The sequence below is a fragment of the Sphingobacterium chungjuense genome (assembly GCF_011316935.1).
Lineage (GTDB): Bacteria > Bacteroidota > Bacteroidia > Sphingobacteriales > Sphingobacteriaceae > Sphingobacterium > Sphingobacterium chungjuense.
This window is the reverse complement of the sequence record NZ_WLYS01000003.1, coordinates 229,355-242,141: the sequence shown is the minus strand read 5'-3', so window position 1 is coordinate 242,141 and position 12,787 is coordinate 229,355. Positions and strand designations below refer to the sequence as shown.

The following is a 12,787-nucleotide window of genomic DNA, read 5'->3' as shown; positions in this document are numbered from 1 at the left end:
AATTACCGGCTTTCTTGTTCCTGATGATCTAGGTTCGTGGATATCTCTGCTTCTTCAACTAAAATACCTTCTCTATTATTGCTCTGCTGCATTTCTTCTACCACTTGGACAATGTCATCGGGAGAAAGGTACAAACGTGTGATCTTGTCCTTGTATTTTTGGGAAAGGCCACTATGACTTAGGATAAAGTCTTTGGTAGCTAGTATATACGACGCCATGCCACGATGTACAGCAAATGTATCGGCCACGCGCTCTGCTTTCCGGATATAAGTCTTAGAAAGCCAATACAATAATCCGAACCTAGCGATGCCAAATGTGCTACGCTGTTCGTAATCCATAATATGACCCAACTCATGACCAATCCAGCCAATTAATACATTTGGATCGACTTGATGCAGAGGTTCTATGCTATTCTTCAATTTAAAAACAGGGCTCATCAGAATATCATACTTACGGTTTTTGCGCTTACCAAACAGCGTACTAATTTGCGGTCTGGCTGCCATAATTGAACCGTTTAATGATCTGGTAAACTTAAATCGAATGTGTGTCGACTTTAACTCTGGGTAGTGCGCGAGTGCGGTAATTATTTCATTACGTATTACATTAGGAATTTCTTTGCCAATAGTCTCTGTATCTTTTATAATCATATTCCGGTAGGTATGTATTCCCATATATGGGGCAAATTCCACTCCAAAACGCACCATTCGTCCAAAACTTTTTATAATGTACCCTGTTAGTACTTATAGAAATACATTAAACTGAAAATAGGTATGAACGATAATGATAAAAAGCCGAAAAATGCGGAAGAGCGTGGACAGGCAGAAAATGAAAAAGCAAATTATTCGAACTTTCCCCCTGAAAACGACGATGTAGAAGGAACACAAAGAGACGATGATCCCGATATTGAAGAAACGCAGGACGAAGATGAATTAGATGGACCACAAGGGCCACTAGCAGGGAATGCAGATGCCAATGTAGATCCAGAGGAGAAGGAAGATTAATTCTCTATCACTTGAAAGGTAAAAAAGCAAGGGCAATTTGTAATAAGCAAATTGCCCTTGCTTTTTCATTAGATTATTATTTTCACAATCTTCAATAAAAAAGAAAGTCCGACAGAATGTATCTATCGGACTTTCTCTATACAGGATTGATTTGATATTATTTCAAATTATTGATTTCCTGCTGTTCTTTCAATTTAGCGATATTGTTTTTGTCACCAAATTCTTCCGTTTTTTGTTGGAACGAATCTAAGATAGCCTGAATAGCATCTGCGTTATGCGCGGTGCGCTCATAGATCTCAGGTATTTTCTCTTCGATTGTTTTGTCGCCGAGTTCGATGTTATCGACTTCAATTTTTCCAATCTTTTCCAAAACTGCTTGCTGACTGTGTCTCACATCCTCAAGCTCTCTGGAAATCTTTTCCATCAACTCAAACTTTTTCAACTTGTCCATAATATATTCTGTTGTTTCTTAACAATAGAACAATTGGAAGTTAAAAAGGTTTTATTCGACCACCACACCCATATTGCTAAATTTGTCGATCCGTTCGTTGACCAAAGTATCCACATCTTTAGCTTTTAGCTCAGCAAGATCGCTTATAATTTTTGATTTCAACTCTTCTGCCGCTGCTAAAGGATCTTGATGTGCTCCACCCACTGGTTCTTCGATAATACCATCAATCAAACCATTTTGCAACATATCTTCTGCTCGCAATTTCAATACTTCTGCTGCTCTTTCTTTGTGATCCCAGCTTCTCCATAAAATGGATGAGCAAGACTCAGGAGAAATGACGGAATACCACGTATTTTGCATCATGTATACACGATCGCCAATACCAATACCCAATGCACCACCAGAGGCACCTTCACCAATAACGATACAGATGACAGGAACTTTAAGTACCGACATTTCCAGTAAGTTACGTGCTATCGCCTCACCTTGTCCGCGCTCTTCCGCTTCCAAGCCAGGATATGCTCCCATCGTATCGATCAACGTAATAATTGGCTTGCCAAATTTTTCTGCCATTTTCATCAAACGCAGCGCTTTGCGATAACCTTCAGGGTTAGCCATTCCGAAATTGCGGAATTGGCGTTCTTTGGTGTTTTTACCTTTTTGATGACCGATAATCATGACCGATTCACCGTTGATCTTGGCAAATCCGCCTACGATAGCTTTGTCATCACGTACCGTACGATCTCCGTGGAGCTCCACAAAATCGGTACTGATCATTTCTATATAATCAAATGTCTGTGGGCGACCTGGGTGGCGAGACATCTGTACCTTCTGCCATCCGGTCATATTTTGATAGACCTCGATTTTTGTTTTCGCCAACTTTTCTTCGAGTTCACGAACGGTAGCGCTCATGTCTACCTTCGTCTTTTCGGCCACTTGATTAACTTTCTCAATCTGAGTCTGCAAATCTGCTATTGGCTTTTCAAAATCAAATGTTGTCTCCATATTGTGTATTTACTATGCTAGGCAAAAGGCTAAGATAGTGATTTTAGATTAGTATTGAATGAGGGTTTATACGTTGAAACGGAAGTGCATGATATCACCATCCTGTACCACATAGGTCTTGCCTTCTACCGAAAGTTTTCCTGCTTCTTTGACAGCTGCTTCTGATCCCAAATTCACGAAATCATCAAATTTGATCACTTCGGCACGGATAAAACCTTTCTCGAAATCGGTATGAATAACGCCTGCCGCTTGTGGTGCCGTATATCCTTTTTCAATCGTCCAAGCGCGTACTTCTTGTACACCGGCGGTGAAATAGGTAGCCAAATCCAATAGATCGTATGCCGCGCGGATCAATTTATTGACTCCTGATTCCGTCAAACCAAGGTCGTCTAAGAACATTTGGCGCTCTTCGTAATCTTCTAATTGTGCAATTTCGGACTCAATCTGAGCCGAGATCACTAAAACACTAGCGTTCTCATCTTTTACAGCTTCTTTGACACGCTCTACATAGGCATTGCCTGTATTGACAGATGCTTCTTCCACGTTACATACATATAAAACGGGTTTGCTAGTCAATAAAGATAGCTCTTCTACGAATTCCAAATCTTCCTCTTGCAAAGGCGCAGTGCGAGCCGATTTGCCCGATTCCAGATGTGTTTTGATTATAGAAAGGATTTCATACGTTTTCTTCGCATCTTTATCACCACCCGTCTTCGCCATCTTTTCTACTTTTTGGATGCGTTTTACTACCGTATCCAAATCTTTTAGCTGCAATTCCGTGTCGATGATCTCTTTGTCGCGAATTGGGTCAACAGATCCATCCACGTGGATCACATTGCCATCGTCAAAACAACGAAGAACATGAATAATGGCATTGGTAGTGCGGATATTTCCTAAAAACTGATTGCCAAGTCCTTCACCTTTCGATGCACCTTTTACCAAACCCGCGATGTCTACGATCTCGATCGTGTTGGGTACTACACGTTGCGGATTTACTAATTCTGTCAACGTTTTTAAGCGATCATCCGGAACGGTAATTACGCCCACATTGGGTTCTATCGTACAAAATGGGAAATTGGCAGCTTGTGCCTTCGCATTTGATAAGCAGTTAAATAAGGTAGATTTACCTACGTTTGGTAAACCGACGATTCCACATTGTAATGCCATAAAAGTCCTAAAAATTTGTGCAAAGATAATAATTTGAAAGAGATTGTGGGATGCTGATAGTCTATAACCGATAAATAGCTGTTTATTATTATATTTCGGTCATCCTTTTTTTGTACTTTTGCGATTAAAATTATCACATGTTTGACCATCAAAAGCTGGTCTTATGTTTTTTGGTTGGTGTTATGATTATGCGCAGTAGGTTTTTGTTTTTGAGTGTTGCTATTTTTAGCAGCGCGGTTCTATTAAATGCTTGCAATTCTACGTCTAGTAAAGTGCTCACATCGGCACCTTATGATACTGTGGGGACTGACCAAGTTCGCTTAGCGAATCCGAGTCTGCTGATGGATAAGCTGGATTCCCTTAAGAAAGGGCTGTTGTATTTTGCGCCGGTAGATTCAATCAATAAAATTGATCCAAAGGTAGCACGAAACATGTTGAAAGATTCCATTTATCGCGAGCTTAAGAAAAAACCTAAACACATCTACCTCACTTTTGATGATGGACCGTTATTAGGTAGTAAGGCGATCGATTCGATTGTAACTGCTAAAGGTGTGAAGAGCAGTGTGTTTCTTATTGGAAAACATGCCAAAATGAGCAAAAAACTGACTAGTTCTTTGCAAAAGTATTTAGATAACCCGCTGGTAGAAGCTTACAATCATAGCTATACACATGCCAATCATCGTTATCAAACTTTTTATGCCGATCCGACAGTGGCGTATACCGATTTTATCCGCGCGCAAGAGGATTTGGGCTTGAAACACAAGGTTGCTCGTTTACCTGGAAGAAATATCTGGATGTTTGGTGATGTGAAACGTTTGGATGGACGCAATGGTGGTACTACTGCCGAAATGTTGCACGAAGATGGTTTCCAGATTTTTGGTTGGGATGTAGAGTGGCGGATAAATGGGAAAACTGGCGAGTCGGAACAAACCGTAGACATGACCTATAAAGCCATGAAAAAATTCTTAGACAAGAATATGGGCTTGTATCCTAATAATGTGGTTTTGCTGATGCATGACGATATGTTTCAATTACCGAAAGCACAGAAGCAGTTGGGTGCACTTATTGATAGCTTGAAACAACACCCGGATTACAACTTTGAGTTCATGACCGACTATCCGAAGAAATATTAAATATACATGTTGGTGGTTCTTGCCAGCAACATGTATACTCTTTATTGACTAAAAGCTGTGACTCACGATGCTACCACGCTCAAAATCTTTAGTGACCGTGACCGCACGCGGCATACGTTCCTTGAGTTCTTCTACATGCGATATAATGCCTACTACTCGATTTTCCTGATGCAAATACTGTAACGTGTCGAATACGGTATTGATACTTTCGTGATCTTGCGTACCAAATCCTTCATCGATGAAAAAGAAGTTTTTATCCGCTTTGTTAAGGGACTGGATATTTTCTGCTAAAGCAAGCGCCAAGCAAAGCGATGCTTGAAAACTTTGGCCACCTGATAAAGTTTTGACGGATCGGTGGTGACCATTGTTCAAGTTATCGATTACTTCGAAATCATTCGTATCACTCACACTCAAACTAAGTTGGTTCTTCGTGAGTCGATGGAATCGCAGATTTGCAATCTCGCACAAGCGTTGCATGTGAATGGTAGAAATATAATTGACAAAACCGTTGCCTCGGAATAAGTTGTCCATTATTTTGAGATGATCTGCCCGTTTGCTGAGCGCTTCAAATTGCTCATGGAGCCTTTCTTTCTTGGCAAATTCTACCGTGAGATGACCTAACTCGCGCTCTAATCCACCAAAACCTGCCAACTCTTCTTCGTAAGCCGAATGTTGTGCAACATAGCGATCGCGAGTTTCTATAAACTTTTCTGGCGTATAATTGTCGTTTTGTGTACGGATGGTCAGATTTTCCACTTGACGCTCCAGCACCTGCTGCTGGATATCAAATTCTTGAATCTCGCTACGTATTTGACTGACGGGGAGATCTTTGTCTAAAATTTGCTGTACCTGTGCTAAGTCATCGTATTGGTTGCTAGCCAATAATTGTGCAATCTCTGCACGACTAGCGGCCAGTGTTTCTCGTAAAGTACCAAATTGCTCTTTTGATAGTTGATATTGACCGGCAATGTCTGCAAATTCATTCTTTTTTTGATTAACACGCTTAGTTAGCAGTTCGTAATCTTCGATGGTACGAGCTATGTTTAACTCTGTTTGCTGCTTGAGGTTGATTAAGTCTGCTTCGCTGTAGCTTTTATACAAGGCTTCGTCTAGCGTATGTAGCTGCTCGTTGTATTGCGCAATCAATCTTTTGGCTACCGCAATCTGTTCGATAATGGTTTGTAATCTTTTTTCAAATCTTGCTACTTCATCTGTTTTCTGGGTAGATACCGTACGAAGCTGTTTTATTTCGGATTCTAGATTTTGAATTGCTTCCTCGGTTTTTTTATTTTTCAGTTTTTGCTCGCCAAATAAGGACTTATCTTCAGGAGAGTACAGATCCCAGCGGAAAGTTTCTTTATGCTTGGTCATTTGCGTCTGCAAAGTGCTAAGATCACTTTCTAGCTTTTCCAAATTTTCTATCTTGTGCTGTGCTGTATTGGAAAGTCGTGCTAGTTCGGTAGTTAGTTGCTGGATAGCAGCTTGCTGTACTGTATGCTTAGTTTTTTCTGCTAAAACATTCTCCATTTCCCGAGTCGCTTGCTCGCCCGACATAGGTTGTGGATGCTCTAATGCACCGCATAATGGGCATGCTTCTCCATCCTGCAAGCTGTGTGCAAAATCGCCTAAGCGTACTTGAACCTGCAAATGTGTTTCTTGCTCTCGTAATTGCGACATGGCTTCTTGCAACAGGTTTTCCTGTGCTTTGATCTCCTCTTCCCAGCTTGCTTCTTTAAAGCCTTTGGCCTGAAATTGCTGTCGGATAGCCGTTAACTCATCTTGCAATTGTTTTTTCTGCAGATCAAAGGACTCGATTTGGTTATCTAAATTATCTTTACCCAAATACCAAGCTTCGATTTCTAAGAGTTCGGAAGCCTCAAATCTATTCGACTTTAGATCCTCTAACTTTAGCTCTGTTTTGGCTAATAACTCGTTGTTTTCTGCCAGTTCCTGCTTTGACTTTTCTACGAAAGGTTCTCCTTTCTTTAAATTGGCTTGCTCTTGCTGTAGTATGGTTTCATTTTTACGGATGTGGATTAGGTTTTGCAGGTCAATTTGTTCCTGACGCATGCGTTCGATCTGTTTGTAATTCAGCTCAACGACGCGCAAATTTTCTTGTAATACATCGATCTGTTCTGAAAGGGTTTTGCGCTGTCCTTGAAGTTGCTCTACTCGCATGCCTACAGCTTCTTTTTCTCTTTCCAGACGTTGGCGAGAAGCCATGGGCTCACGAAATAGATTGGCTGTTTGCTCGTAGATCTTCAATTCATAACGCAGTTGATCAATCTTTTCCTTTTGCTGTAACACATTATCGAGATCTCTTTTTTTATCGGCAAGCTCTTGGTGACGCTCCGCGGCTTCTTTTAAGATTTGAACCTGCGTTTGCAATCGATCTAATTCCGTTTTAGATTTTGTGAGCTGCTCTCTATTTGTGTTCAGTTGTCGTTCTTTCTCTTGCAGCACTTCTGCAGATATGCCTTCAAAACCAGACAGAGCTCCTTTTAGATTTTCGAGTTTCTGGTTATTTGCGCTTTGCAGGGTAGAGACCTTTGGCCCTAAATCGTAGCGGTTTAGCTGAAATATTTCTTTCAACATCTCCGAACGTTCTTTGCCTTTCAGCTCTAAAAATTCTTTGAATTGGCCTTGTGGAATGATAATAGTACGTCGGAAGTTAGCGTACGAAAGGTTGGTGACCAATGAACCATCGGCAGACTCCAATGGAATCCAACGATCTTGCTCGGATATATAAGCAGCACGTTCGATGGTGCTGGTGTCTTCAAATTTGTTGGGTCTACGTCGCCATTGTGCTGTAAATCTAAATTTTTCACCTTCAAAATTTAGAAAATCAAATACAATTTTTGCCTGTGCAGATTTGAGATTAAGCATGTTGTAGCCACGCTTATCCGTCTTATTTAAGCGTTCGGTATCGCCGTATAGTGCGAGACTAATTGCTTCTAGAATAGATGATTTTCCCGATCCAACACTTCCGAAAATACCAAACAGACCTCCCTCGGTTAGCGCCGTAAAATCGATTTCTTGCTTTTCCTGATAGGAGTAAAATCCTTCAATACTTAAATATATAGGTAACATGTAAGCAATTTTGGGGTGTTAAGATTCTGACGTGTCTAGTTCACCATTGATTTCTTCAAACAGCGAGAGTAGTTCATCGTTAGGCTGTTGACCGTAGCGACTTTGAAAGTAATCTACAAAGAGTGATTTTACATCTTTCTCCAAGTCGGCTAGAGGTTTTTCGGTGGCAAGCGAACTGCTATTACTTTGTACGATCGGTATGATATGGATGATGCCATCGTGTGCTTCTTGCAAACTTTTTAATTCCGCTGAGGTCATGAATGTGTCGCTCACCATCGTCAATTCTACCAAGGTATTCGGATTATTCTGCAACCATGCTACCGCTGTATTGATATCATCAAATCGTTTGCGCACCAGCGTTCGGCCGCCATGTAAACGTTGCTGCGCATATTGGGCATTTTCGTTGGGCGCTAGATCGACTAGGATTATTTTCTTTTCTTGTCCTGCTTCGGAGAATGAATAGGCGAGAGGGCTACCAGAGTATACAATGGGCGACGATGCTGTGCCGAGCTGGTGATGGCGATGTAAATGACCTAATGCGGTATATTGTATCTGCGATGGAATCGCATCGGTGTAGATCAGATCTGCGTTTCCTATTTTGAGTGGTTTTTCGCCTTCTGGTTCTTCCAGCATTTCGCCACCGCGCTTCATCATGTATAAATGTGTTATTAATAGATTAACACCATGTGCATCGCAATACCGACCGGCAAGATCATGCCAATGCGTCGCTAATATTTCATGCAGTTTGATGTCTCGATCATCACCTTCTCCGAGATATTGCTTTAAGCGAAGCTCATTGGCATACGGGGTAGCAATGATGCGCAGTGGGTAATTAAAACGAGGAAGAAGTAATTCTATAAAACCCTTATCGGTGTGTGTGATGCTAAATCCTTGGGAAGTAGCTGATGCATTAAGCTGCGCATTGGGATAACCTACAAATATAATTCCGCAAGCACGTGCTAATGGATCGGGAGCGTCAATTCTATCCGCAGAATCGTGGTTGCCAGCAATGGCAATAACCGGACGTTTACCGTTATTCGTTAGCCGTTTTAGCGAGCCATATAGCAATTCGATCGCGTCTACGGGAGGGCTAAATGTGTCAAATAGATCGCCAGCCACCAGTACTACATCTACATCTTCTTTATCTGCTATTTCGCAGATTTCATTTAGTACGTCCTGTTGTTCTTGTATTCGGGAAAAGAAATCTAATCGTTTGCCCAAATGCCAGTCTGCTGTATGTAATATGCGCATAGTTAAAGCTTCTTTCCGTGTAAGACGTTAAAATTACTGATTTTATTTTTGTCGGACTATTTTTGCTATCTTCGAAATCGTTATTAATCGTCAACAGTCAGTATTTATGCGTTTTATCTATTTGCTGGTGTTCTTCTTTGTCACCATCTCTATAGCACATGCTCAGCTCAAAGCTGTCCATAAAAAAGGTAGTTATTCGTATTGGGTAAACACGCCATCTCAAACCGATCTGAAAGCTGATAAATTACCTATCCTCGTTTTCTTACATGGTAGAAGTTTGTCTGGCTCTGATATCAACCGTGTAAAGCGTTATGGCGTTTTGCGCGCGATGGAAAAAGGGCGTTCAATCGATGCGATTGTAGTCGCTCCGCAAACATCGAATGGGTGGGATGCTGATAAAGTGATGAATATCGTGGACGAGGTGTTGGAAAACCATGGTGGCGATCCAAATCGTATTTATGTTTGTGGAATGAGTATGGGAGCGTATGGTACGATGGATGTGGCGGGGAAATATCCAGATAGAATTGCGGCAGCAGTGGCCATATGTGGAGGTGGCACGTTGACGCTCGCTTGTGGGCTTACGCAAGTGCCTTTATGGATTCAACATGGCAATAGTGATCGGGTCGTGCCGCTCTCCGAGTCGCAGAAAATATATAAAGCCATTAAGTCGTGCAATCCAGAATCAGACGCCACACTAACTGTGATACCCGGAGGTACACATGGCAGTGTAGAAAACCTTTTCCATCAGGATGCGATTTACGATTGGATGTTTGGCTATGCGCTATAAATTATAGATTCTGTATTTATGTCGTTTCAGGATTTTCCAAAAGATCTGTAACGCAACCTAAGACCTCATGCTCGCTGGCTCCGTTTTCGAGCATGCTGAATGCGATGTAAGCGGCATAAATCTCGCTGTTAAATACTTCGTGCTTATCGGCTAGCACTTTATCTAGTGAATCTTCACGAACTTTCACACCGATATGTTCCAGCTCATTGTGTAAGTTGGTCGATATGCTGTTGTGATCCTCTCCACACGCGAATCCTAATATAATATGTAGCACCAATTTATCATAGACCTCCGGATCTATTCCGCTTAATTTATTGACATATACAGTGTTGTCAAATCTCTTCTTAGCGCTGCATACAATCTTGTCCCAGATTAGGAACTCTGTTTTTGTCTGCATAATGATAGGTTTATATTACTGTAAATTTAGTAAAATATTCCAAATCAGCACTATAATGATGCTCTTTTGTGATTATTCGTTTTCTAGTTCTTTTTTGTACGATTGGATGTTGTTCATGATCTTCTCTGGTAATTCAGGGTATTTGATGTCTTTACGTTCCGAGAGTATCTCCAACAAAATTTTAGCTACTACGTAACGAGCTACCCATTTATTATCGGAGGGAACGATGTACCAAGGTGCGCTATCTGTACTTGTATTTCTGATAGCATCTTCATAATACTGCATGTATTCGTCCCATTTCTTTCGTTCGGAAAGGTCACTTGGAGAGAATTTCCAATTTTTATCTTCATTATTCAATCTTCTTAAGATGCGGTTTTTCTGTTCCTCTTTACTGATGTGTAAGAAATACTTGAAGATGATCGTGCCATTTTCTACCAAATGCTTCTCGAAATTGTTGATCTGTTCGAAACGTTTGTTCCAGAAATCGGTCGGCAGATGATCCGTATCTACCACATCGGGAAGGTGTTCATCGGCTAAATTATGTTGATGCACGCGTGACACCAAGACGTTCTCATAGTGTGTACGATTAAATACGCTGAATTTGCCTCTTCCAGGTAGCGCGATATAGTGTCGCCATAGATAATCGTGTTGATGCTCTATGGATGTGGGCACTTTGAAGCTGTGAACCGTTACGCCGCGCGCATTGAACTTTTCGAAAACTCTGCGAATCAATGAATCTTTTCCGGAAGTATCCATCCCTTGTATACAGATCAATACACTGTATCGGTCGTGTGCGTACATCACGTCTTGTAAGTGGGCTAATTCTTTACGGATTTTCTTTAAACGAGACTTCGCCTCTTTCTTTTTGATTTTTGGTTTTATCTTGGTTGGTGCTTCATCAATCAAAAAATCGTTCGTGGCTTGGTATTTATTATTGTATAGACTCATTAGTTTGTGTATTAGGTTTTTACATTATAGTTAACAATAGAACGCTATAATGGTTTGTATACAGGTTTCGGTGCTGCGCATATATCACTCCTATTTGTGATAAATCAAATTATCATTAATATTGCTGATAAATCAAAATATCATTGATATTAGTGATAAATCAAATTATCACTAATTTTGATGATAATTTATTATATTTGATTTTACAACTTATTGCTATGAAATACGCTATACTAACAGGAGATATTGTAAACTCGCGAATGGTCGATAGCCAATTATGGGGCGAACAGCTGAGGTTAGTGCTATCTGTCTATTCAGATAACTACGACATTTATCGCGGTGATAGTTTTCAGGCGATCATGCCCCTAGACAAAGCGATCGTGTGTGCTGTCGTCTTGATGGCTCGGTTACAGACGATAGATGGCATACGCGTGCGTCTCGGATTGGGCATTGGTGAAATAAATCAAGCGGCAAATACAGTCAGAGAATCAACAGGAGAAGCGTATATTAGATCTGGTGAAGCATTTGACGATCTGAGGCGCAATCTTTTTAAGATGAGTAGCCCTTGGCCAGAAGTGGATAAGATCGTTAATATTATTATGGGATTATGCACTGAAATTATGGGGCGATGGACAGTCAATATGGCCGAATCTTTTGCGGCAGCAATAGAAAACCCTGATAAAAGCCAAGTGCAGCTTGCTAAGCTACTGAATCGTAAACATCAAAGCCAACTAAGTACCGAATTGACGAAAGCAGGATTTGCTAAGATTCAAGAGAGTGCCAATTATTGTACACAATTAATTATGAAACAATGTTAATAGTCTTACTGCAATTTTTGCTAGCGCATGTATTGGGGGATTTTGTGTTGCAGCCAAAGTCTTTGGTCGAGAAAAGGAGGGTACACATTAAGTACTTGCTGTTGCATGTAGGCATACATGCACTTGCATTACTACTGATTTTTTCTGCAACACTTGTTGATCATTGGCAAGGGATCATATTTATTGTCGCGACGCATCTGGCAATTGATAGCTTAAAGATTTGGTATGAGGATCAGTGGCCTACCAAGCCATTTAAAGCTTTTGTTTTCGATCAAATCCTGCATTTGCTCATGATCTCCGTAGTCATGATTTTTTACTATCCTAACTATTTTCAACAATTACAGTTATGGTCGCCAACCAATGTGCTATACTTACTCACATTACTGGTATTAGTATTTGTAACACCGATAATCATGCGTGTGTTTTTTAGCAGATGGGATACAGAGCAGGCGTTTACGGGAAAGAAAACGGAAACATTGCTGGATGCCGGTTTAGTTATTGGTATTTTAGAACGGCTGATGGTGGTCATTTTTATTCAACTAAATTTTTTGCCAGGAATAGGGTTTCTGCTTGCAGCAAAATCTATCTTTCGTTTTGGCGATCTAACCAATGCGAAGAACACAAAATTTACAGAATACATCTTGTTGGGTACTTTTTTAAGTTTTACAATAGCGTTGCTCCTAGGTGTGTTGCTAAAATATGCGCGTGAGAATTTGTTGTAGCGAATATGTTTAAGTCC

General features: G+C 40.8%; 13 protein-coding genes. 5 read left to right on the top strand and 8 right to left on the bottom strand.

The annotated features are described in order from the left end of the window. Nucleotides 1-2: 2 nt before the first annotated feature. The gene (locus GKO22_RS08805) at nucleotides 3-647 is read right to left on the bottom strand and encodes a hypothetical protein (RefSeq protein WP_206367859.1); all 645 of its coding nucleotides are present in this window, start codon (nucleotides 645-647) and stop codon (nucleotides 3-5) included. A 123-nt stretch (nucleotides 648-770) separates the two neighbouring features. Here GKO22_RS08805 and GKO22_RS08800 point away from each other — a divergent pair, with 123 nt between their 5' ends. Then, on the top strand, nucleotides 771-1,001 hold the full coding sequence (locus GKO22_RS08800; RefSeq protein WP_166334227.1) for a hypothetical protein: 231 nt from the start codon (nucleotides 771-773) through the stop codon (nucleotides 999-1,001). 157 nt (nucleotides 1,002-1,158) lie between these two features. On the opposite strand, the gene GKO22_RS08795 is transcribed toward GKO22_RS08800, so the two are convergent. The 3 genes from GKO22_RS08795 to ychF all read right to left on the bottom strand — a co-directional run bounded on the left by GKO22_RS08795 (nucleotide 1,159) and on the right by ychF (nucleotide 3,624). Then, entirely contained in the window at nucleotides 1,159-1,452 is a 294-nt protein-coding gene (locus GKO22_RS08795) for a hypothetical protein (protein WP_166334225.1), read from the bottom strand. Between the two features lie 51 nt (nucleotides 1,453-1,503). Next, nucleotides 1,504-2,457: an acetyl-CoA carboxylase carboxyltransferase subunit alpha gene (locus GKO22_RS08790; protein WP_166334223.1), complete on the bottom strand. Its 954-nt coding sequence runs from the start codon at nucleotides 2,455-2,457 to the stop codon at nucleotides 1,504-1,506. Between the two features lie 66 nt (nucleotides 2,458-2,523). Continuing rightward, the gene (ychF, locus tag GKO22_RS08785) at nucleotides 2,524-3,624 is read right to left on the bottom strand and encodes a redox-regulated ATPase YchF (protein ID WP_166334221.1); all 1,101 of its coding nucleotides are present in this window, start codon (nucleotides 3,622-3,624) and stop codon (nucleotides 2,524-2,526) included. A 272-nt stretch (nucleotides 3,625-3,896) separates the two neighbouring features. Here ychF and GKO22_RS08780 point away from each other — a divergent pair, with 272 nt between their 5' ends. Then, nucleotides 3,897-4,757, top strand: coding sequence for a polysaccharide deacetylase family protein (locus tag GKO22_RS08780; protein WP_166334219.1), 861 nt, complete (start codon nucleotides 3,897-3,899; stop codon nucleotides 4,755-4,757). A 48-nt stretch (nucleotides 4,758-4,805) separates the two neighbouring features. Here GKO22_RS08780 and GKO22_RS08775 read toward each other — a convergent pair whose 3' ends face one another. Further along, nucleotides 4,806-7,847, bottom strand: a complete 3,042-nt coding sequence (locus GKO22_RS08775) for an SbcC/MukB-like Walker B domain-containing protein (protein ID WP_166334217.1) — start codon at nucleotides 7,845-7,847, stop codon at nucleotides 4,806-4,808. Nucleotides 7,848-7,865: 18 nt separating this feature from the next. After that, nucleotides 7,866-9,098, bottom strand: a complete 1,233-nt coding sequence (locus tag GKO22_RS08770; RefSeq protein WP_166334215.1) for a metallophosphoesterase family protein — start codon at nucleotides 9,096-9,098, stop codon at nucleotides 7,866-7,868. Nucleotides 9,099-9,204: 106 nt separating this feature from the next. Here GKO22_RS08770 and GKO22_RS08765 point away from each other — a divergent pair, with 106 nt between their 5' ends. Then, nucleotides 9,205-9,885 carry a carboxylesterase family protein gene (locus tag GKO22_RS08765; RefSeq protein ID WP_166334213.1) on the top strand — a complete coding sequence of 227 codons (681 nt, stop codon included), beginning with the start codon at nucleotides 9,205-9,207 and terminating at the stop codon, nucleotides 9,883-9,885. A 16-nt stretch (nucleotides 9,886-9,901) separates the two neighbouring features. Here GKO22_RS08765 and GKO22_RS08760 read toward each other — a convergent pair whose 3' ends face one another. Next, nucleotides 9,902-10,282, bottom strand: a complete 381-nt coding sequence (locus GKO22_RS08760) for a hypothetical protein (protein ID WP_166334211.1) — start codon at nucleotides 10,280-10,282, stop codon at nucleotides 9,902-9,904. Nucleotides 10,283-10,354: 72 nt separating this feature from the next. Next, nucleotides 10,355-11,230, bottom strand: a complete 876-nt coding sequence (locus tag GKO22_RS08755; RefSeq protein WP_166334209.1) for a PPK2 family polyphosphate kinase — start codon at nucleotides 11,228-11,230, stop codon at nucleotides 10,355-10,357. Nucleotides 11,231-11,448: 218 nt separating this feature from the next. Here GKO22_RS08755 and GKO22_RS08750 point away from each other — a divergent pair, with 218 nt between their 5' ends. Next, nucleotides 11,449-12,048 carry a SatD family protein gene (locus tag GKO22_RS08750; RefSeq protein ID WP_166334208.1) on the top strand — a complete coding sequence of 200 codons (600 nt, stop codon included), beginning with the start codon at nucleotides 11,449-11,451 and terminating at the stop codon, nucleotides 12,046-12,048. Then, nucleotides 12,042-12,770, top strand: coding sequence for a DUF3307 domain-containing protein (locus GKO22_RS08745; protein ID WP_166334206.1), 729 nt, complete (start codon nucleotides 12,042-12,044; stop codon nucleotides 12,768-12,770). Before GKO22_RS08750 ends, GKO22_RS08745 begins: the two co-directional genes overlap by 7 nt. Nucleotides 12,771-12,787 lie beyond the last annotated feature (17 nt).

What these genes read in the sequence shown, in the direction of transcription:
- GKO22_RS08805 (WP_206367859.1), bottom strand. Translation starts at nt 647, where the DNA reads ATGATTATAAAAGATACAGAGACTATTGGCAAAGAAATTCCTAATGTA.
- GKO22_RS08800 (WP_166334227.1), top strand. Translation starts at nt 771, where the DNA reads ATGAACGATAATGATAAAAAGCCGAAAAATGCGGAAGAGCGTGGACAG.
- GKO22_RS08795 (WP_166334225.1), bottom strand. Translation starts at nt 1,452, where the DNA reads ATGGACAAGTTGAAAAAGTTTGAGTTGATGGAAAAGATTTCCAGAGAG.
- GKO22_RS08790 (WP_166334223.1), bottom strand. Translation starts at nt 2,457, where the DNA reads ATGGAGACAACATTTGATTTTGAAAAGCCAATAGCAGATTTGCAGACT.
- ychF (WP_166334221.1), bottom strand. Translation starts at nt 3,624, where the DNA reads ATGGCATTACAATGTGGAATCGTCGGTTTACCAAACGTAGGTAAATCT.
- GKO22_RS08775 (WP_166334217.1), bottom strand. Translation starts at nt 7,847, where the DNA reads ATGTTACCTATATATTTAAGTATTGAAGGATTTTACTCCTATCAGGAA.
- GKO22_RS08770 (WP_166334215.1), bottom strand. Translation starts at nt 9,098, where the DNA reads ATGCGCATATTACATACAGCAGACTGGCATTTGGGCAAACGATTAGAT.
- GKO22_RS08765 (WP_166334213.1), top strand. Translation starts at nt 9,205, where the DNA reads ATGCGTTTTATCTATTTGCTGGTGTTCTTCTTTGTCACCATCTCTATA.
- GKO22_RS08760 (WP_166334211.1), bottom strand. Translation starts at nt 10,282, where the DNA reads ATGCAGACAAAAACAGAGTTCCTAATCTGGGACAAGATTGTATGCAGC.
- GKO22_RS08755 (WP_166334209.1), bottom strand. Translation starts at nt 11,230, where the DNA reads ATGAGTCTATACAATAATAAATACCAAGCCACGAACGATTTTTTGATT.
- GKO22_RS08750 (WP_166334208.1), top strand. Translation starts at nt 11,449, where the DNA reads ATGAAATACGCTATACTAACAGGAGATATTGTAAACTCGCGAATGGTC.
- GKO22_RS08745 (WP_166334206.1), top strand. Translation starts at nt 12,042, where the DNA reads ATGTTAATAGTCTTACTGCAATTTTTGCTAGCGCATGTATTGGGGGAT.